The 23,610-nt window shown below is 73.1% G+C and carries 1 protein-coding gene (only partly in view); it reads left to right on the plus strand.

Annotated elements, in window-relative coordinates:
• Nucleotides 1–23,610, plus strand: the 5' portion of a protein-coding gene (locus AFB00_RS16885) for a WXG100-like domain-containing protein (protein WP_068798036.1). It continues 5,148 nt past the right edge of the window; the window shows 23,610 of its 28,758 coding nt (coding positions 1–23,610); it begins with the start codon at nt 1–3; the stop codon falls past the right edge of the window.

Raw genomic sequence — 23,610 nt, forward strand, 5'->3', positions numbered from 1 at the left:
GTGGCGGGTGAGGACGAGGTCGTCAAGCTGCCTCCCGAGCTGCAGACCTTCTTCGAGGTCACCATCGGTCTGAGGTGGCCGGAGGCATCCGAGGGCGGGCTGAAGGCGATCGCCGCCGCCTGGTACGACTTCGCCGACGCCCTGGAGGAGGCCCGCAACGAGGCGCGCACCTTCGCCGCCGACGTGGACGACGCGATGGACGGCGAGACCGCCACCGCGCTCGAATCCTTCACCAAGGAGTCCCTCCAGTCCCCGATGGGGTCCTCGTCGGACGCCGCGCGCGAGCTCGGGAAGACGGCGCAGAACACCGCCGCCGACGTCCAGAAGCAGAAGATCCTGTTCATCATGATGGCCGCCATCGCGCTGGCCAGCGTGATCTACCTGCTGGCCACGGGGATCGGTGCGCTGTTCGCGCCGATCGTGATCGAATCTGTCAAGGCCGCGTTGAGGCAGGCTCTCAGCCAGTTGATCAACCAGATCCTCAACCACGCGCCGGGCATCGTCTTCGGTGCGCCAGGGCAGAAGTTCCTGTTCCGGACCGGCGGCTACGTCGCGGGGGAGGCCGCGCTGGAGGGCGGTCTGGACGCCGCGATCCAGGGTGGCCAGTACGAGGACTACAAGCAGAACCAGGACGGTGACGGGGACGAGCAGTCGGACCCCGACCGGGACGGTGCCCGGGACGAGGACGACGTCCACGGCCGTACCGAGATCGACACCGATTCGATCGAGAAGGCACTCATCGGTGGTGCGGTCAACGGGGCCGTCCTGGGTGGCGCCATCAACATCATGCGCGGGGTCGGCGATCTCACCAACGTCGAGATCGCGGGCCTGCTCAAGAACAACCTCGACAACATCGAGACCAAGGGTCCCGACGGCTCGCTGACGCTCGAGACCCCCGGCCGCAGCGGCCCGGACGAGGTCGGGTCGGAGAAGCCGGACAGCGACGACATCGCCGGCGACCGGGCGACGTCGGACGCCGAGAAGACCGGGGAGCCGGACTCGCCCGAGACCGACCGGGTTGCCGACTCGCAGCAGGACAGCGGCTCCGGGGAGAAGGAGGGCTCCGGCGAGACCGACGACATGCCCCGTGGCGAGAGCGGGTCGCCGACCTACCTCAGCGGTATCCCGGTCGCTCCAGTCGGGCCGAGGACACGCGCGCTGCTGTGGGACGACGACCGGGTGCCGCACAACGTCGGCGCCTCGATCTTCCAGAAGCTGACCGGCGGTGGTATGTCCTGGCCGCACAAGGTCGCGGACATGTTTGTCCGCAAGGGTGCCGACCCCGCACTGACCCGGATGGGGGTCGATCCGACCCCGCTGTACCGGTCTCTCGACGCCTCGGCGGCGAAGCACAAGCTCAAGGGGTACCAGGCGCCCCGGGCCACCAGCGTGCGGACCCGGCTCGGTGCGTTCGCGCTGTTCGGCGGGGTGCAGATGGCGGTCATGCCGGGCGCCGTACTGGCCTCGAGCGCTGCCACCGGTGGCGACGGCAACGCCCACGACGGCCTGTTCATGATCGAGAGGTACCGCAGCCGAGGGAACACAGCGGAATCGCTGCAGAAGATCGACACCATGGCCCCGATCGGGAAGATCGACTTCAGCAAGGTCGGGTTCCTGGGGTCGCTCGGATTCGGGGCCGCTGGCGAGGCCGTTGCGGAGGAGGTCGCGGAGCAGGCCAAGGGTGAGCACACCCCGGACGACCGCAGCATCTACTCCGAGGACAGCTCGGCTGTCGACGTGGACGGAAGAGAGAACCGGGTCGAGGACCGGTACCACTCGGATTCGGTGGGCGAGACCGACAGCCCGGACGACCGCAGCGTGCGCGGCGAGGCCGACTCCCGCGGCGAGGGTCGGGCCCACGACGACGGCGAGTCGCGGGGTGAGGGCGAGTCGCGGGGTGAGGGCCGTTCCCACACCGGGGACGAGTCGCGCACCGGCGGTGCGTCCCGCGATGAGGGTGTGTCCCGCGACGAGGGTACGTCGCGGGACGAGGGTGCTGCCCGCGCGACGGAGGGGCAGCGGTCCGGCGGCGGCAACCTCGACGGCACCCAGGACGGCTCCCGGCGCGCCGACGACGGACCCGCCGGGACCGGTGACGGCCAGGGATCCGGGGGGCTGGACGACCGCAGCGGTTTCTCGCAGCGTCCCGACGAACCGTCCGACGCGTTCGTGGCCGGCCCCGCGCAGGGCTCGACCGGTGCGCCGGAGGCCGCCCGCGGTGACGGCCCGCCGACCGAGCAGGGCCGGGTGCCGGTCGATGAGCAGGGCCGGGTGCCGGTCGATGAGCAGGGCCGGGTGCCGGTCGATGAGCAGGGCCGGGTGCCGGTCGATGAGCAGGGCCGGGTGCCGGTCGATGAGCAGGGCCGGGTGCCGGTCGATGAGCAGGGCCGGGTCCCGGTCGACGAGCAGCACGGGTCCGGCCGGGGTCCGGAGGGTCCGGAGCGCACCGTCACCGATCCGGGCGCCGTGGACCGTTCCGGCAACCCGGTCACGGCCGACGACCGCGACATCGACGGTTCGTTCGGGCAGGCCCCGCAGGCCGACGCCACACCGGAGCCGGGCACCACCGACCACCGCACGACCACCGGCGACGGCCCCGCGGCCCCGCCCGCCACCTCGCCGACGGAGGCGGGTGGCGACCGCACGGTGGTGACCGACCGGACCCCGTCGGGCGGCACGGACGACACCGTGTCGACCGGGAACCCCGGCTCCGGTGCGGACGCCGGCCCGAGCGGCACCCCGGCGCCGGTCGCATCGGGCAACCCGGCGGCCACCGGGACACCGGTCGGATCGGTGCCCGCTGCCGGATCCACCCCCGGTGCCGGCAGCCCGCCCGCGACGCAGGCCGGACACCAGTCCTCGCCAGGGAGTTCCGCGGGCGACCGGCCGGGCCCCGGAGCGGGCAACGACACCGCGTCCGGCTCGCGCGGCCCCACCCCGGCTACTGCCGGTCCGGGATCCGGAACGCCGGGATCCGGCACCCCGGGGTCCGGGACGTCGCTGCAGAGCGGCGCACCGGATCGCCCCGTCGAGACGGTCGGTGGGCACACCCCGGGTTCCCCGCCCGGCGACGGTGCAGCCGCCCCGGACCGGGTCGCCCCGGAACCGCGCCCGGACGACGTGCGCGAGAACCCCGCACCCGTCGAACGCTCCGCCGGACCCGAACCGGTGTCGCAGACCTCGCAGCGGACGACGGCGACGGACCTGCCGGGATCGCCGGAGCCGGTGACCGGTGCCGACCCCGCGAACCGCGGCGGGGTCGACGGTGCCGCATCCCGGGACGACGGCGAGGCACCCGCCGGGCGCCGCACCGCCGACGACGTTCCCGTCGACGACGTTCCCGCCGACGGCGGCCGGACCGAGGACGAGCGGGCCGCGGATGCTCGTGCAGGCAGCCCCCGGTCCGGCACCGACCCGCACGCCGACGACGCTCCGGCCCCCGGACGGCAGCCGGAGGAGGCCCGCGACGCCGGAGCGCCCACCGACGCGCCGGATGCCGGGGTCGCGGCGGTGCCGTCTGCGCCGAGCTCGCAGGGGACCCCGGCGCCGACGGCCCCGGGCGACGGCTCCCGCGGTTCCACCCCGGGCGGACGTGAGGGCGACGCGGGGCGCACCCCGGGCGGACGTGAGGGCGACGCGGGGCGCACGCCGGCGCAGTCCACGCCGTCGGGGCGGCCGTCGGCGGTGTCGACCGGCCAACCCGTCCGCGGCGCGGAGACCGCCGCCGTCCGGCCGGAGGAGGTGCGGGGCAGCGGCACGGCGTCCGGACCGGGCGAGAGCGGGCGCGACACCGGGAACCGGCGGTCCGAGGATGCCGGACGGCCCACCCCCGACGAGTCCGCCGAGGCGGGCCGGGAGGTCGGGGCCGGGCGCCCGGTCACCGATCCCCGCGACCCGGCGATGCCCGCGCGCGACGACCCTGCCTTCCTCGCCTGGCAGACCGACCAGATCATCCGCACCGCGCAGGCGACGCTCGCCCGCGAGCGCAGGACTCCGGTGTCGTGGGAGGAGGCGGAGAACGCGTTCCGCGACTGGGCGGCGTCGTACCGGTCCGGGACCGACCACCGTCCGGTGGAGGTACTCGGCCGGGAGGTCGCTGCTACCGAGCTGAACGGCGGCCGGGTCCCCGGCCTGATGGGTGGAGCCGCCGGTGACCGGATGTCGTTCCCCGATGTCGAGCTGGGCTCCCACCGGCACGGGCTGCTGATCCGGGGCGAGCACCTGTCGATCCGCGCGGTCCGGACCCCCACCGGACGGGTGGTCCCTCGGATCGTCGTCCCGCAGATGGCGGTGCTGCGCGGTGAGCGCGGCAGGCCTGCGGCGACCGAGGCGATGGCCGAGCTCGTGCGCGCGGTGCGGATCCTGCGCGACGCCGCCCCGGGGACGACGATCGGGCAGGCCTTCGACGGGAAGCCCGGGTTCGCGGTCGAACGGGGCAACGTCGCGGTCCGGCCGGGCGACGAGGGGCCGCAGGCCGCCGAGCAGGAACTCTCGATGGGCGTCTCGGTGTTCGGGCTGACGGCCTACCTGAACGCCCTCGGCGACCGGGCGGGCAATTCGGAGCCGGGACGGGCCCGGCGACGCGCGATCCGGGAGGCCCGTGCGTTCGCCGAGCAGATCGCGCCGTCCTTCCGCGGCTGGGCGATCGAGGAGTCCGGCCGCACGACGGCCGACGGCGCCCTGCGGGCCGACGTCGACGCGCTCGTCGGCTACCTGACCATGGTACACACCCAGAGCGCGCTGGCCGCGCGCGCCGCGCACCCGGATCTCGCAGGCCGGGCGGGCTACCCGGTGCTCTCGCAGATGCCCCTGAACGTCGTCCTGGCGGCGCTGCCGGACCGGGTGAGGAGCTATCTGGAGGCGCACCGCGAGGACCTGACCGCGACGCTCGGGAGCACCCTCGCCGATGCCGGTCCGGACCCGCAGGCTCTCGACCGGCCCCTGCTCGGCGCGGCAGGCGGACGCTCGGTGCAGGACTACGTGGACCAGGCGTGGCGACCGCTCGGTGCCGGCGAGACCGCGATCTCCCAGCAGGACGCGCTCGGCAGCGGGGTCACCGAGGCCGCCGAGCTCGACACCGTCGGTGGAGAGCGCCGGGACCTGCCGCTGGTCACCCTGCGCCACACCCACCTCGGCCGGGTCGACGAGCCGGCGATGATGGCGGACCTGCGGTCGTGGATGGACCGCTCCCGGCAGATCGACGAGAGCGCCTGGGAACGTGCGGCCGAGAGCTGGACGGTGTCGCACCCCGGTGAGTCGCCGACGCTGCCCGACCCGCTGCGCCGCCCGGGATCTGCGCTGGTGCTGGACGAGCTGTGGCCCGACCGCACGGAGATCGGCTTCGCGGAACGCCGGCAGGACGGTCTCGACATCGCCGACCGCAACCGGATCGCGCGGTTCGTCCAGCGGCTGCACGAGATGCTGCCCCACTCGGTCGACGAACGGGACCGCGTCACCATCCACGTCGAGGGCGGTGGCAACGGCGGCCCGCTCAGCCGGGGTGCGGACGAGATCGGGGAGATCCGGGCCAGGACGGTCACCGGGGAGATCAAGAAGCAGGTGCAGGCGTTGTCCAGCGGCCGGGGGAGGCCGCGGATCGATACCCTGCCGTCCTCCCGTGGCCGGGGCGCCGGGAACGCCCCCGGCGCGGCACCCACGAACTCCGCAGAGCGCCGGGAGGTGCGGATCTGGGCCGAACGGTCCTTCCCGGACGGCCCGGCGACCGGCACCCTCGACGACCTGCGGGCCAGGGTGCTGCGCCCCGCAGTGGCCCGCCATCTCGAGGATCGGTACCCGGGCATCGACGGGTCGCACCGCTCCTGGCCCAGCCGTAGCGACGTGCAGCGCGAACTCGCCGGGGACGACCTGCCCGGGGACCCCGGGGAACTCCTCGCGGAACTCGCCAGCAGGCTGTACGAGCGGAGGGAGCAGGACCGCCGCACCGCCGAGGCCGACGCGGCCGACACCGAGGACCCGCAGGACCGGACCTACCTGCAGGACCTTCTCCACTCGATCCCTGGGGAGGCGCAGTTCGGGTCGGACACGCTGTACCGGGCCCGGCACGTGCGGGTCGCCGACGGCGCGTTGGTCGAGGGGCCCGGCCAGACCACTCCGGAGATCATCAGCCCTCCGGCAGCCGTGTTCCGTGGTGCGCTGCCGTCGGCCGATCCGCTCGAGGTGGCGGCCGAGGTGCAGGACACGATCCAGCGGCTGAGCGACGCGCCGGCCGGTACCTCGTTCGTCGGCGTCTTCGGCGGTGCCGACCGCTACGAGCGCGTCGGGGACGGCCGGGCCGACCGGCCGGCCGACGGCCCGGTGCGGCAGCGGATCGACACCCTCGTGTCGGTCTTCGGACTGACCGGGATGCTGGGCGACCTCGGCCGGTCGGTGGCGGAGTCCGACCCGGACAGGCCCCGGCGGATCCAGGAGGCGCTGGACTTCGGGGGCCGGGTCGCCGACCGCTTCCGCGCGGCCGGGCCCGCCCTCGGCCCGGACGCCGGGCCCGCCGTCCGGGCGGCGCTCGACGCCGACGCCGATGCCGTCCGCGGCTACGCGGCGCTCGTCCACACCCAGGTCGCCTCGGCTGTGCCGCGAGTGAACGTGGATGCCGACCGGCGCCCGCACGTCACGGTGCAGGCCCAGACTCCGGTGGACCAGATCCGGCAGACCCTGCCGGCCCGAGTACGCGACTTCCTCGCCGGCGACGCCGACGACCTCACAACGCTGGTCGAAAATAGCCTGGCCGGCAGCGGGGACCAGTTCCGCGCCGGTCCGCTCGACTCGCTGTGGGGTGATGTCGAGAACGACTACCCGGACCACCGCAAGCCCCTGGCGTTCCTGAAGCAGGCGTGGCAGGGGGCCCGCTCGCCGTCCGACGTCATCCGCCCGTCGCAGATCTTCGGGCGCAACGCCTTCGACATCTCCGACACCCACCCCTCCCGGGTCCGCCGTGACCTGCCGCTGATCGGGCTCGGGCTGCACTTCGACGTCCAGACCGGCCGGGCAGGGGCCGAGGGCGCAGCCCGTCGGTACGAGCAGTGGCAGTCCACCGCCCGGCGGATCGACGACGGTGCGTGGGTGTCCGCGAACGCGTCCCGGTCCGCGGAGTCCGGTTCGCAGCCGCTCGACATGCCGGCTGCCCCGGCACCGGACCCGCGGGTGACGCCGCGGCACATCGACTTCCGCCCGGGCAGCACGACCCGGGTCGACACCGGGGACCGGGCCACGATCCGCTCGTTCGCCGACCAGGTGCGGGAGCTGGCCAGGTACGGCCCGGTCACCGTGTACGCCGAGGGCGGCGGTAACGGCGGTCCACGCAGCGACGGCGCCTACGAGGTCGGGTTGCGCCGTGCGGACTCGGTCGGCGACATCGTCGAGCAGCAGCTGGTCGATCTCGCCAGGAACGACGGCGGCGGGGCCCCCGGATCGGCGGGTGCGGTCGAGGTGGTCCGGTCCTCCCGGGCGGACGGCGACGGCGCGGCCCCGGCGGAGGCCAGGGGACCGGACCGCTCGCTCGGCCGTGGTGCACCCCGGTCGGAGGTCCGGATGTGGGCGGTCGCCTCGCCACTGTCCGGGCCGGGCCGCTACCCGCTCGCGCCGGACCCGTCCGCGCTGGACGCCGCAGTACTGACTCCCTGGGTGACCGCCGAGCTGGTCCGGTTGCGTCGGCGCGACGACCGGCCGGTCGAGAGCCCCGTCCCGGACGCCCGCGACGTGCTGGAGGTCGTCGAGCGGCTGCGCGCGCAGGGCCGCCTGCCCGACGGCCGTGCGGAGCGGGTCACGGCGGTCGCGCGCGCCGTGCACGTCGAGGACGTCGGCCGGGGCCGCCCTCGGGACACGACCCGATCCCAGCCGGACGGGATCGACGAGCACGAGACGATCGCGATCTCCGCCGAGCTGCGGGCCCGCGGCCTGGACGCGGCACCGGAACGCGCGCGGATCGTCTTCGCGGACTACTTGCGTCTGCTCCCCGACGACCACCCGGTGCCGCGTCAGGTGCTGCCGTTCGCCGCCGACGTGGCGCGGGTCGCGCTCGGCGACCGGCCTCCGTCCCGCCTGCCCGAGGATGCGGACACCGGGCGCACCGGCCGGACCGGGCGCGCCGACCGGAAGGGCAAGGGCAGGGCGGTCCAAGAGCCCATCCCCGAGGAGATTTCGTCCTCGTCGTCGGTGCGCGAGAGGTCCGTCGGTCGCCGTGCTGCGCACGACCTGCAGTCCCTGCACGACCGGGCCGCCGAGTACGCGTTCACCCCCGCCGACCGCAGGGCGACCGACGCCGCGCTGGAGCGGATCCTGTACCGGTACTTCCCCGACCGGCCCACCGGGGGCTCCGCGAACCGTGCCGAGCCGGAGGCCGGGTCGTCCGACCCGATCCCGCTGCCCGCCGACCGGGCGGTGCTCGACGAGCTCGCCGAGGTGCACCGGCTCGACCGGCCGGTCCGGATGGATGTGCTCTCACCGCGGCACCTGCCCGATCGCGGGACCGAACAGGTGCACGACGGGTTGCTCCTGGTCCCGCAGGGGAGCAGCGTCCGCTCGCTCGACGACGGCATGCGGAGGGTCGCGATCGAGCTCCCCGCAGGCACCCCGCTGATCCCGGTCCGGCCACTCGAGGTCGACCCGCGCGACCAGCGGTATCTGCTGCCGCCCGGCGCGCAGGTCCGGACCTCCGGTAGACGGGACTCGCTGCGGGCCCGGGTGATCGCCCCCGGCGGCTCCGCCGACACCGGGTCCGGCCCGGTCTCCGTCCGCCGGACCGGCGGCGGCCGGGATCCGCGGCCGGACTTCGAGCGCCGGACGTTCGAGGACCTGCTCCGGTCCGAGGACGGCCGATCGGAGACCGGAGCGGACGGCTCGACGGTCGACGACGGCTCGATCACCGAGTGGCTGGTCGGCCCGCACCGCGAGCCGCTGGACCAGAGCGAGGCGTTGTTCGCGGTCCTCGACCGGGCGGCGGAGCCCGAGCGCCCCGGCCCGACCCCGGAGCAGGAGCGCGGGCTCCTCGAGGCGGCCGGGCGGACGCCGCTGCAGCGCCGGGCGTGGTTCCTGGCGTCGGTGCGGCCCGGGATCGTGGACGACACCGGGACGGTGCGCAACGGGCTGCTGGTTGACGTCGGCACCGACCCGACGGGATCGCAGGTGTTGCTGGAGGCCGGGCCCGGGGTACCGGTGGTCCCGCTGGGCGCCGACGACGGCCGGACCCACTTCGTGCTGCCCCCCGGCTCACGGCTGGTTCGGGTGGACGCGCCGATCGCGGGCGGGCATGGCCCGCAGCACCCGGGCCGCACGTTCCGGGTCCTGCCCGCGCTGGGGGACCCGTTCACCGAGCGCACCCCCGAGCCGCAGTGGTCGGAGTCGGTGAGTTTCGCCCGGACCGAGCAGGGCGTGCGTCCGGGCCTGCGGGACACCGCTGGGCGTCCGGCGGACTCGACGCCGTCCGAGCGTGCGCGGGCGGATGCGCTGCGGCGGATCGCGGACCGGTTCAACGCCCAGGTGCGCAGCGCGGAGAAGGCCGGCCTGCCGTTGCCGCTGATGGACGTCGAGGGCGACGCCCGCCGGATGCCGGTCCCGGGACACCCTGGCCGGGAGCAGCGTGGCGCTGACCGGGCCCGGTCGGTGACCGGGGACCTCGGCCGGATGGTGGACCGGCCGGAGCTGATCCGGGCGAGCCGGTCGGTGCTGGCTGGCCCGCCGGGGGACATGCGGCCGTCGTCGAGCGACACGGTGCGGGTGCGGGTGCACGAGCCGGAGCGGCACACGATCGGTGCCTCGGACGCCCCGCACCGGCAGAAGGTGCCGCGGCACGTCCACATCGGGGCCTTCGACGGGGACCCGTCGCCGGAGACGGTCGCCGCGTGGAGGCGGGCGCTGGGTGCGGACGGCGACGGCCGGGTGACGGTGTGGGCGGAGCCGGGCCGGCTGTCCGACGTGGTCCGCGCGCGGCTCGACGACCTCGGCGTGGACGTGCGGGACCCGCGATGGGAGCTCCTGGACGGCCCGGTGCTGGACGCCTATCGGGAGGCGTCGGCGGCCGAGCGGCAGGTACTGGTCGGCGCGGCGGTGCTGGCGGCGCACGGCGGCGTGTGGGCACACCACCGGGTGCACCCGGGCGGTGCCGACCTGACCGCGCTGCCGCCGTTGCCGACGGGCTACCGGCACGGCGTGCCGTTCCTGCCGCTGCTGCACGACCGTCAGGGCGTCGGCGCCGGCCCCTACCACGCGGGGCGCCCCGACGGCTCGGGCGACGGTCCTGCGCGGCCGGTCACCGACCTGATGGTCAGCCCGCCGGACGCGCAGTTCCTCACCGAGATCCTCGCCGACCACGGGCCAGGGACACCGGCCCCGGCACGGTCGTTCCTCGACCGGTGGGGCCGGTTCGTCGACCCGGCGAGCACCTCGGTCGAGCGGGAGCTGCGGACCCGGCGCTGGACCGCCGACCCGCTGACCATGGCGCCGTGGCGGGGCCGCAACCAGACCTCGGTCGGGTCGACGACCCTGCCGGTGCTGGAGACCTCGTCGGAGGCGCTGCTCCGCCGGGTTCGCGGCGCCGTGCTGACCGAGTTCGGCGACACCCGGATCGAGGGTCTGGACCTGATCGAGAACGCGGTGCGGGAGGCACCGGAGACCCTGCGCGGGCCCGGACGCCCGTTCACGGTGATGGTCCACACGCCGCGCCGGGGCCTGCCGGACGCGGTGGAGCAGCGCGCGGTGCGGGTGCGGATCACCCCCGACGGCGGGCCCCGCCCGGATCCGGACGTGGCGCCCGAGCAGCGGACCTCGACACAGAAGTTCGCCCGGACCACCGCCGCGTCGGCGCGGGGCACGCAGGAGAAGTCCGGTGTGGCTGCGCCGGTGCGGTTCGACCTCGGCAAGTTCGGGATCTTCGCCGGGGTGGGGGCCCGGCACGGGATCGAGCACAGCACGTCGGCAAGCCGGATGATCAACTCGCTGACCGAGACGAGCATCGTCTACGTCCACGGCCCGGCGCGGATCGGATCGGCGCGGGTCGACCTGGAGTTCGAGGCGTCGCGGAACGCTCGCCCGACGAGCCGGGTCGTGCACGGCGAGGTCACCAGCACCGAGATGACGATCCGCCCGCCGGACGAGCCCCCGCCGAGCTTCTACCCGGACGAGGACGTGTCCCGCGCATTGCGTGCCGCCAACTCGGTGAGCCTGACCATGCACGACGACCGGGTGGTCGACGCCGTCGCCGCCGGACTCGACCCCGCGACGGTCGCCCCGGGGTCGGCCGGCCGGCAGGATCTGACGACCTTCCTGTCCAGCCGCTCGGTCGAGAGGAAGCTCTCGGACCTGTACAGCCGGTGGACGGCGTCGCCGTTGCTCGTCAGCACCAAGGCGTCCCCGTCGGTCACCGACCTCGGGCCGGGCCGGGTGTCGTCGTCGGTGGAGATGAAGGCCACACCGGTGCGCTACTCCGAGATCGGCCCGGCCGAGGTCACGGCCTGGTTCAGCCGGCGCAACGAGCCCACGATCGCGACCCAGGAGCAGCGCAGCATCGAGAACAGCGCCACGGCCTACGGCGGGTGGCGGGGTTCGGGCGGCAACGCCGGGCAGCACGTGGGCCCGGAGCTCACCTACACCAGGGGCAGGCACCGGTCCGACGGGCTGGACCGCAGCACGCTGATCCGGCAGATCATGATGATGGCCGGACCCGGTATGCGATTGGTAGCGGTCGACCTGGAGCTCGACATCCGGACCGCGCACGGCTCCCGGATCGACGACGTCCCGCGCTGGGCCGGGCTGATCCGGTCCGAGTTCGGCCGGCCACGCTACGGCGAGCCGCACACCGTGCGCACCACGGCGACGCTGATCACGGTGCTGCCCACCCAGTTCCTCCGGCGCGGCACCCGGCCGGCCAAGTTCCTGCCCGGCCCGCTGCACCACAAGCAGGCTTTCGGGCGGACGGTGCCGATCTCTCTGGGCAACGTCGCGCACGAGGTGCAGCGGCGGATCCAGCGTGCGGTCGGGGACACCACCGGGTTCGAGCGGCTCATCCACCGGCCGGAGCTGGGAGCCCAGCAGGTGTCATCGGGCAAGGACGCGATACGGGCCGCGGCGCACGGCGACGAGCTCAGCGCGTTCGCCAGCGAGGGCCACCTCGTGAACCGGCTCGATGACAACATCTCGCAGACCTTCGTCAAGTACGGCCTGCTGACGTGGCGCTACCTCACCGTCGAGCTGCGGAAGGAGATCCTCGAGGCCTCCGACCGAGGCAGGATCGACGGTGCCCACATCAACGAGAGCGTCGGCTCGCGCTCGGCGATCCAGCACGGGAGCAGCTCGCACAGCCGGTGGTTCGCCGGGTTCCGGGCCACCGCGTTGCCGCGCTGGCTGGAGACGCTGACCATCTCCCCGGTGGCGCGCTTCGGCTACACCTACGGCCGCGACACCGGCGTCAGCGGCAGCCACGCCGGCAGCGCCCGCAGCACCAGCAGGGCGATCGGCGGATCGCACCTGGTGACCGGACAGTCGCGGTACATCCTCACGACCTGGACCTGGGAACGTGCGTCCCCGCTGGGCAGGGCCCTGCCCAAGATGGCGTTCCCCCGGCGACTCGAGGATCCGGTCCTCGGCGGGTACCGCCAGGTCGACGACCTCGACGACGCCTCCGACGGCTCGACCGGATCCACCTCGGCACCCAGCGACGCCGCACCCGGTGGCCCGCGGGACCCGGCGGTGTGGGCCTGGGAGGACAACTGGGCAGTGGCGCTGCCCGCGGACCAGCTGTCCGATCACGCCCCGGACCCGTTCCCGGAGGCGGAGATCCTCGACGTCGGCACCGACATCCCGGAGCCCCCACCGCTGACGATCCGCCCGACGACGACCATCGAGGTGTTCCTGGGGTCGGCGGAACTGCACGAGGCCGCCGACATGGCGATCGAGGGCTCCGCGTCTCACCTCGACCCCAGCAAGGTCTCACTGCTCACGCTGCCCGGTCTCCCGGAGCTCGAGTTCCTACACGAGCAGCTCAGCGAGGGGTCGATGCGCAGCCACGCGCAACTGCTCAGCCTGAGCCGGAGTCCCGTCCGGGCGCCGCAGATCGTCTTCGCGGAGTGGATGTTCAACCTGGTCGCGACCGCGCAGATCAGCATGCAGCTCATGGACCCGCAGCTGCCCTCGTTCGGGCTCTCGGGGCGCACGATGTCGCGGCGGCTGCTCACGTCGATGGTCCGCAGCGACGTCACCGTCTCCACTCGGGACCGGCGCCACCATCAGATCTCGCTGATGGGCGGGTTCCGGGTCGTCGACGCCAGCCACACGCCGCCGATGAAGCACGGCGACGCGACCCGTCCCGCCGGTCGCGTCGGCGGGTCCCACCAGCGCTCCCGGGGGATCGAGCACTCCGATTCCGAGTCACTGGCCGGTGGGTTCGAGACCAGCATCAGCGCGTTCGTCCCCACCACCGAGGCGCGGGTGACCGCGATGGTCCGGATCGACGCCGGCACCCGGCGGGTCAACTTCATCCTCGACGGGATATGGACCGGTATCCGGTACGCACCCGAGTACGTCGCCATGCTGGCGACGATGCTGCGCCTGATCGACTCCCAGCCGACTGCGCCACAGCCCAGCCGGGATCTCGTCTCGCACACCCAGTGGGTCAGGGTCTCGCTGCCCACCCGAGTGGACGAGAATCAGCTGCGCGACTGGGGGCTGCTCCCGTCGGCGCTCGGCAGGGGTGCGAGCTACCGTGGCGCGGAGTGGACGTTGCCGGCCGGCATGGACCCGAAGCGGCCGAGCCCGGGGGTGCACTATCCGGAGACCACTGCCCGGGTCCAGGATCTCGTCGAGCAGATGCTGGGCGAGGTGACCAAGCACGGTGTCCGTGGGCTCACCTCCGGCCAGGCGGGCGAGCTGGTGACCCGGGTGCGGGACGGGGCGACGTTCTTCACACTGCAGAGCTCGCTGTCGGATCTGCTCGGCAGCGGGATCTCGATCGCGGTCAGCGACCGGCGGGCCATCTCGTTCGCCGACATGTCGGTGCGGCTGCGCGCGGTGCCCGACGATGCCGGGTTCTCGGTGGCGGAGCTGGTTCTCGACGGCTGGTCGATCGGCAACGAGCAGCTCGGGTTCAACACCAAGCAGTCCGGGGACGCTTTCCAGAGCAGCTCGGAGAGTGGGGCCGAGGGGATGGTCGGGGGCCGGGCCGCCGGCCCGGAACCGGAGAGCTCGACCTACGGCGTCGGTGGGCCGACCGGGCAGTTGAGTTCGGCCACCGCGTTCAGCGCCGACCGCCGTGCTGGGCTGCGGACGATGCGGTTCCTGTCCTCAGGCGGGGTGATGGCGCGGATCTCGGGGACGGTGCGGCTGGAGCTGGTGATCGACACCAGCTCGGGGACCATCGTTGGGCCGCGCAGTGAGCCGGAGTCGTTGACCTTCCGTGTTCCCGCGGTGGATCTGCGTACCAGCGCACTGTCGATTCCGTGGGAGCCGGACACGACCGGCCCCGGGTTCCGGCTGCCGTGGTCGGAGGCCTCGATCTACCTGACCGCCGATGCGCTGGAGCTGCGCAAGCGGACCTTGAACCTGCTGCAGAACGACCCGCGGGTGCCCAGCTTCTTCCACAGCAGCCAGACCGTGCGCACGCTGCTGGAGAAGCTATTCGACCAGACGGTGCTCAACCCGGCGATGCCCAACGTGCTCGCCGGCACGTCCGGGCTGGCGAGGCTGACCAACCTCGGCAACCGCTCGGAGTACATCGAGCTGGAGCTCGCCGCGACTCCGCGCCGCCCCCGGACCGAGGGCCTCGACCCGAGGCAGACCCTGGAGTTTGGGGACAAGTACCTGGAGTCCGATGCGCAGGTCGTGGAAGACAACATCGAGCTCAGGTTCGGGGCAGCGGTGGTCCCCGAGGGCCGCCGGGACGACACCCTGCGCGGCGTCGGGCACGTCGACCCGGAACGTCAGCAGGACCGCGGTCGGGCACTGCCCCCGGCGCTGGGCGACGACCGCGGTGACGTCAACCGGATCCTGGATGTGCCGCTGCGGCGGATCGGCGCCGACGTCGAGTACACGGTGACCGTGCGGGTGCACCGCGGGCCGTTGACGACCGCCGTGGCGGCGGCCGGTGACGCGCTCCGGCCGAGCCGGGACTCCTCGCGGCAGACCCGGTCGTTCGCGCTGACCGACACGTTCGTGGGCCGAGGCATGCAGATCCGCATCAGCGACGACCTCGCCACCGAAAGTCTGGGACCGGTCTCCGCCGGTGTGCGGACCGCGGTCGAGCAGCGGCAGACGGCCACCGAGAGGCTGGCCGACCGCATGACCCGGCTCGTCCACATCGACCAGGATCGCGACGCGGTCGCCGACCGCGACCTCCGGCGGGACAGGGACCTCCTCGGCGACCAGGACCGGATGCGGGAGGCCGCCGAACGGCACAAGCAACGGCTCGTCCGATTCTCCGCGGTCGCGACACCCGCGCAGGCCCGCGAGTTTCGGGAGAAGGTCCGCGCCATCAGCCACGAGCGCATGGTCACCCTGATGGACGGACTCATCCCGGTCCTGGAGAAGCGCGAACGCCTCCTCCCGCAGCTGGACGAGGCCTGGGCAGGCTGGGCCGAGGCGCAGCGCGCCGTCGAGCGGGCGCTGGACGCCGAGCTGCAGCAGCGCATCGAGGATCCGTCCGGCAGCGATCCGTCCGGCAGCGAGCTGGCTGCTTCGCCGATCGTGGTGTCCAGCGCGCCGGGCCGCGTGGGCAGTGTCTCGTTCGACGACGCGATGCGCGTCCGGTCGGGTCCGGGCGAGTCCGATGCGATCGAGCTCGTCCCGGTGGGCGGCCCGGTGCTGGCACCGCAGGTGCGGAGCGAGCTGCGGTTGGCGATCGAGCGCGTCCTCCCTGGCGCCGAACTCCCGGTCGACGGCCGCGAGTTCGACCGGCTGGTCACTCGGTTGCACGACGCGGCGAAGGCCGACTGGGCGCCGTTCTCGCGGGTACCGGACCTTCCGGCCGACGACATCGACACCCAGGTGGCGCGGGCGCTGGCGGAGCCGCTGGTCCGGCAGCTGGTGCAGAACCGAGGCCAGCAGCCGGACTGGCCGGGGCTTCCCGGGACCGGCTCTGATCATGTGTCCGGTTGGGTGGGAGAGAAGGTTCGATCCCTGTTCGATGGGCTCGATGTGGTGTCGTTCGTGCAGCGGCGTTTGTCTGTGCTGTCTGGTTCGTCGGTCAGTCGTTCGGACGCGGTTGCGGCGTTCTACATGTATGGCGAGTGGATCGGGCGTGGTAACAGCTGGCCGCGGAACAGTAATGATGTGGTTAATGCTGTTGCTGAAACCGCGGTGAACGGGCGCGACGAGTTTGGTGTTGTGTTGGGCCCGGTCAGGTTGCGTGGTGGAGCCCCAGAGCGGGACAGGGGCACTGCGCCGTCGGGCGCGGGTCCGTCGTCGGACCGGTGGACGGCGGCGGAGTTCGCTGCTCGTGCGGACGTGATCGAGATGGTTCAGGACGCGCACCGAGCCGCCGCCGCCGAATCCATCGAGGGCTATCGAGGCGAGTCCGCATCCATGGGTGCGCGGCGTCTGTTGTTGACGGCTAGCGGGCTTTCCGAGCGGTTGCGGAGTATCGATCCTAAACGCCACCCAAAGACGGACGACTTGCGGACGGCGGTGAGAATTGTCCTGAACGGCGAGGTGAAGCGGCGGTGGTTGCGGGAGGAGTTCGTTGCTCATGAGGACGTGGTCAACACGGTTCTGGCCGCGGACAGCGCCGTCGCCGCCGAATCCAGCGATGGCTATAAGAAGTTGTCCGGGACCGAGCGTGCGAAGCGTCTGTTGTCGAGTACTGGCGGACTTGCCAAGGCGTTGAGGGAGATCGCCGCCGCCGACAGCGCTCTCATCCCGGTGGGGAGCGACCTGTATTCGGCGGTGACTGAAATTCTTGGCGGCACGGTACGGCTGCGGCCGCAGCGGTGGCTGCAGGAGGAGTTCGCTGCTCGTGAGGATGTGGTCGCCGCGGTTCAGGATGCGGACCGAGCCGCCGCCGAATCCATCAAGGGCCATGCAGACAAGTCCGCGTTCGGGCGTGCGGAGTATCTGTTGTCGAAGGATGGCGGGCTTACCGGGACGCTGAAGCGGATTGCCTCCGCCAACAGCCGTCGGGCCCCAGATTACCACCGCGTGCGGCAGGTGGTGACTAGTATCCTGAATACTGAGGCACTGCCGCCGTGGTCGCCGGAGGAACTCGCTGCTCGTGAGGATGTGGTCGCGGCGGTTCAGGTCGCGGACCGAGCCGCCGCCGACTCCATCGAGGGCTTTGGCGACTGGACCGCATACTGGCGTGCGGAGCATCTGTTGTCGAAGGATGGCGGGCTTACCAAGACGCTGAGGAGGATCGCCGCCGACAACGGCCGCCCCGCCTCGAAGTACGACGACTTCCGGTCGGTGGTGACCGCTATCCTGAAGAGCGAGGCCCGATCCGAGGTCGTGGACTCGTCTGCCGATAAGGATGTGGTGGATTCGTCTGCCGGTGAGGGTGTCGGGGGTTCTGGGTCTGATGTTCTTGGGGCGGGCTGGGATCCTATGTTCGAGGATTCGCCTACCGATAGGTTCGATTTCGCGTCCTTGGGGTCTGCGGATCGCGTCGAGGTGGGGTCAGATGAGCATCTTGAGCTTCGTCGTAGAGTGTCAGAACTTTTAGGACTGACTGATATTCCCGATGGAATGTCTGTTTTCGATGTATCGAATCTCGGTACGATGCGATGGAAGATTGCCGCGGCAATGGAGGTCAGCAAGTTTGTAGAAGCTGAGGGCATCGTGGACGAGACGATAACTCGGGATCGGGTCGCGTTCGATGTGCTCGTCGATCACATCGCAGGGGAGACTGCGAAGCTTCCCGGCCTGTCTGACGGTGATCGGGGAAGGTTTGCCGAGACGATCTTTAATAGTCTAGTTCCTGTTCTGCTGAATGAGAACTTCTTCATCGGTCAGGGCCTCGCTGGTTGGGTGGGAGACAAGGTCAGATCCCTGTTCGATGGGCTCGATGTGGTGTCGTTCGTGCAGCGGCGTTTGTCTGTGCTGTCTGGTTCGTCGGTCAGTCGTTCGGACGCGGTTGCGGCGTTCTATATGTATGGCGAGTGGATCGGGCGTGGTAACAGCTGGCCGCGGAACAGTAATGATGTGGTTAATGCTGTTGCTGAAACCGCGGTGAACGGGCGCGACAAGTCTGGTGTCGTGTTGGGCCCGTTCAGGTTGCGTGGTGGAGCCCCAGAGCGGGACAGCGGCACTGCGCCGTCGGATGCGGGTCCGTCGTCGGCGCCGCGGTCGAACGAGGCCCCCGACTCCGGTGGTGACGGGGAAGTGGGGACTGCGGACGCGCTGGTCGACGGCGACTGGCGGCAGCCGTCGTCGGACGAGCCGGGCCGCGGACCGTCCGCGCAGGACACGAGCTCGGACCGGGTCCTCTCCACGACGGTGCCCCGGACCGGACCGGTCGAGGAACCCGCCGGCGCCGAGCCGCAGGCCCCGGCCGGGCCCCGGGCCCCGGATACCACCGCCGACGCCCCGGTCGACGCCGACACCGTGCTGGCGGACCTGTACGACCTCGCCGGGCAGACGATCGACGTGGACCGGTCCGGTCTCCCGCATGGGCTCGGCCCGGACCCGTTCGGTGTGTTCAGCACGGAGCCGCCGACCCCGGTCTTCCTCCAGGGGCTGAACCAGTCCGCGGTGCCGACGGAGTCGCTGGGGGCGTTGTTCGACCGTCTCGACATGCTGCGCGAGGCCCCGTCCTCCGTGGATCTCGATCCCGCCACGCTGCCGCGGGACACCGCCGTCGTGCACCAGGAGGTCACTCCGGAGACGGTGCAGTACTGGCAGCAGCGGATGGGTGACCGGATCCCGTTCCCGGACACGTTCGCGATCCCGCGGGTGATGTTCGGGGTGTGGATCGGGGACCCGGTCTCGCCGGCAGGCGGGCGCGGACAGCGGTTCGCCGAGGGTTTCGCGGGATCCCGGGCGAACTTCGACGGACCGTCCGTACTGGTCACCGACGTCTCGCGGGACCGGATCGCCGCCGCGATCGCCGACCCGGATGCGGCGAAGCTCGCCGATCCCGGCATCACCGACATGGTGCGATGGGCCCGGGACAACGACATCAAGCTCGTCTCAGCCGACGAGCTGTTCCACCGCGGCGACCCGATGCGGTTCGTGGGCTCGGCCTACCGCAGTGAGGTGGCCAGGGGGAACGGCCCCGGCCGGGCCGCGGCGTCGGACATCCTGCGGATGGCGCTGCTCCTGCGCTTCGGCGGCCTGTACATCGACGGCGACAACGCGCTGGTCGGCGACCCGCTGGGCGACCCGGACGTGACCGGGCCCGGGTTCGCGACGTCCCAGGAGAACCGGACGATCGGCAACAGCGCCATCGCGGCGGCCCGGATGCACCCCTTCGTCCTGTGGTCGACACTGCTCCAGTCGCGCAACTACGACATCCCGCAGACCGAGCTCGTCCCCGACTACGTCAGCCACGACCCGGCGGAGCGGGACGCATGGCACCTGATGCGCCGTCGCTCGGTGATGTTCCGGACCGGGCCCGGTGTGCTGCTCGACGCGATGAGCCCGGAGGGACGGTCGCTGGGACTGCCGGCCATCCCGGGGGTGCGGCTCGACGGCGCCCTGTCCTGGCTCACCCCGGCCGAGGCCGAACTCCGCCGCCCGCGGATCGAGTCCACCGACCGGGCGGGGACGGCCCGGCTGGCCGCCCAGGTCGCCACGGTGCTGCTGCGGGACCTGGGCAACCGCCCCGGTGACCTGCGATTCTCCGACCTCGCCGAGCTGCTCGACCGGCACACCGATCCGGAGCTCGTCCGGAACGTGGCGTTGCGCTTCCTGGCGGGGTCCGAGGCGGTCCGTGCGGCCGTGCGGTCGGTGACCGACGGACCGCCCGCCGGGGACGGGCGCGACGGGTTGCCACCCGGAGCCGAGGGGCTACTGGCCCGGGCGGACGGGCCGTCCGTGCTGTACCTGGGCGAGGAGGTCGTCCCCGCACGGCTGCTCCCGCCGGACGAGCCGGTCCGCGAGCACCCCGTACACCGGTTGGACCGGCGGGGCGGCGCACTCGTCGACGGTCCGTGGCCGCGGACCGACGGCCGGACCGGCGAGGACCCGGACTCGGTCTCGTCGACCGGTTCGGACTCGGACGTGCCGGCGGAGGTCCCGTCGCCGACCCGGGCCCGGCACCCGTTCGCGACCGGCCGGACCGATGCGGCCCCCCCGGCCGTCCGGAGCGACCTGGACGACCCGGCCGAGCCGGGCGAGGTGTCGGATCCGGGCGACCTGGCCGATCTGGCGAACCGGGTCGAGAGGGCATCGGACGCACCCGACACCGGGCCGATCGAGTCGATCGAGCTATCCGAGCTGCCGCCGCGGTCGGAACGACCGACCCCGGAGCCCGAGACGGGGCCCAGTAGCCTGCCGGAGGACACCCCGGCGGAGACCGAGGGACAGGAGAGCCCGGCCGTCCGGGACGAGACCGGCCCGGACGGGGCTCCCGGCGTCTCCGAGCCGCTGCGGATCGGGTTCGACCCGCGCGGACGCACCATCGACCCCGTCACCGAGGCGGCGCTGGGTCGCATGGTCGACACGATGCTCGCCGACGACGCGCGGCAGCCGGAGCGCCCGCGCCGCCGGCTGGAGATCGTCGGCGACGGAAACGGCACGTGGTGGAAGCCGGGCAGCCGGGCCGACAGCGGTGCCGCGCGGGCCGAGGTCGTCGCGGAGAAGCTGCGCGAGATCCTCACCGCCCGCCTCGGCGACGCCGCGCGGAGCGTGGTCGTCGTCACCCGGCGCGCGGTCGACCTGGACCCCTCCCAGCGGCCTGCCCGGTCGGCGTCGGCGCTCGTGTCGGTGCTGGCGCCGGAGCCGGTGACGGTGATGGGGGAGCGGACCGGCCGGGTGCTCGGCACCGATCCGCCGCCGGTGCACCTGCGCGCGCCCGGTGCGACGATCGACCTGGACGTGGTCCGATCCTGGGTGGCGGCCGCCGGCGACCCGTCCAGGGTGTGGGTCTGGGCGATCCCCGGGCTGCTCACCCCGGCGGCGCACCGGGATCTGGAGGACCTGGGTGTGCACGTGCGCGACGGCGCGCGGGAGGTGCAGCACGAGCTCGGGTTCGTCCTCGACGATCTCGACACCCCGGCCCGGGACGCCCTGCTCAAGTGGGTGCCGCTGGACACCGAGGGCGGGATCGTGGCCGACGGGCCCGCCCGTGAGGGATACGACGTCTCCGCCGCCGCGCCGCTGCCGGTACAGGCGGCCTCCGACGTCCCGTCGCTTCCGCGGCTCGCGGCCGGAGAGCGGGAGTCGACCACCGGTCTGGTGATCGGTGCGAAGCGGTCGACGCTGCTGCAGGACCTGCTGGACGCGCACCGGGACGACCCGGCCCGGCTGCTCGACGACGCCGTCGTCGAGCGGGCCATCGCCCGCCGGCTCGATCCGGAGTCGACGACACCGCTGCGCCAGGAGTTCGACTCGGGCCGCTACCGCGCACGGGACCTCCTGGCCGAGCAGCCGGACCCGGAGGCACGGACGTCGGAGCTCGCCCGGCCCGAGCCCGCGGTCGCATCGGCCCGGACCGGGACGCCCCCGGTCGTCGACGCGGAGCTCGCGGGCGCGATCGAGCTGTCCGAGCTGACCTTCGACGGCCGTCTCACCGACCCCCGCCCCGCGGACACCCGCCCCGCCGACCCCCGCATCGGCCAGCTCGGCGAGGACCGGCTCCGTGCTCTGCGCGACCCGCGCGCCAGGGAGGACCGCGCCGCACGCGCCGCCGAGCTCCGCGAGTCGCCGCCGGCCGAGACCGAACGGGTGCACGTCGAGCAGGTGGACGGCACCGGCGTCCGCGAGCAGGCACAGGCGCTGCTCGACGGGGCGAAGATCCCGAAGCGGGCCATGGCCGGGGCCCGGGCGATGGTGGACGTCGCGCTGTCGGACGAGACCCTGACCTCGGAGCTGAAGCGCGATCCCGGCGCGGTGCACGTCGTCGAGCTCGGGGCGAAGGCCGGGCGGGGCGCCCGGATCCGGGTGCGGACGGTCGCGGTGGAGCCGAACTCCGGAGCGTCGCTGCGGAGTCTTCGCGACCTGGTGCACCGCGCGGAACGCTCGCTGTCGGACCGCGGGGTGTCCCACACCCGTGGCCTGGTGTTCAGCGATCCGCCGGGGATCTCGATCCCGCTGCTGTTCGTGCACCTGCTCGTCCGGATCGCGGGCCTGCTCCCCACCCGCGGTGTCGGGCTCTCCTCGAACCGGCTGCACGACCGCACCAGTTCGGTCACCGAGGGCGGGGTCCGGGTCGACATCACCCCGCACCTGGTCCGCTACGAGCTCGAGCTCGACCTGCCCGGCGCCCCGGCGACGGACCGCCGGGAGGCGACGGTCTCCGCCGAGATCGGACGGCGCACCGCCGACGACGCGACCCTGCGGGACCCGGACACCGAGCGCCCGGCGTGGGCCCGGCCGGACGACGTCCTGCACAGCGAGGTCGAGGGACTCGACGCGCTCGCCGAGCAGCTCCGGACCCGGATGGACATCCGGGTCGGCGACCCCGCAGCGGCCGAGATCCGGGACTGGCTGCGCGAGATGGACTCCTCGCTGCTCGTCGGTCCGCAGTCGCGCACGTTCTCCGTGGTCTCGGCCGGGCCGCTGCGGGTCACCCGGCCGGTGACGCTGACGGTCGGCCCGACCGACGGTGTCGCCTGGTGGTCGCACACGCCGGGCACGGGCACCGCCGAGCAGCGCGAGTCCCGCGGTGTGCAGACCGTGAACGACCGGAGCCGCGGCCGCTGGCGGGGCCTGGGCCTCACCGTGATGGGCGGGGTGTTCTTCCCGGCGGTGTTCGGCATCGGCGGCGGGCCCGCGGTCAACCGCTACCGCGCCACGACCACCACCGGCCGATCGGGGCGCGAGCAGCAGGTGCTCGACTCCCGCAGCTACACCGGTGAGATCGAGCGGCACGACGTACGGCGGCGGCTGCTCGCGACGATCACCCCCGAGTCTGGCCCCTCGACCCGGGTCGAGGGTGGTGTGGCGACGGTGCGGATGTGGACCCGCCCTGCGGCCCCGGACACGACGGCGACCGGCCAGGACACCGCCCCGCACAGCGTCGACCGCACCGAGATCGCCAAGGGTGCCCGGGCCCGCAGGCGGGCCGGTGCCCTCCACCTGATCGACCAGGAGAGCCGCGACCTGGTCGTGCAGCACACCGCCGACCGTCTGGCAGCCGAGCACGGGATCAGCCCCGACGACGTCGTGCAGCCGTTGCGCCGGTTCCTCGACGAGAACGCCGAGACGATCACGACCGGGCGGGCCCGATTCCCGATGAACGAGATCGTCCGGGGCGCGCCGGACGTGTTCATCGGCGCGACCGTCGGCGAGAGGTCCGGCCGCAAGCACGCGATCCCGCAGAACGAGGGGTACCGGGAGACCGGGACCGGCCAGCGCGAGGAGACCCGCGTCGACCGCCGGAGGGACGCCAACGTCGGCCCGACCTTCCAGGGGTACGCCCAAGGCCTCTACTACGCCAGCGCCGGCGTCACCTACAAGTGGGGCGCGGCCGAGAACAGCAGGGCCGCGCAGCTCGCCGACGCCTCCACCCGGACCGCC

The sequence above is a fragment of the Pseudonocardia sp. HH130630-07 genome (assembly GCF_001698125.1).
In the GTDB taxonomy this organism is placed as follows: domain Bacteria; phylum Actinomycetota; class Actinomycetes; order Mycobacteriales; family Pseudonocardiaceae; genus Pseudonocardia.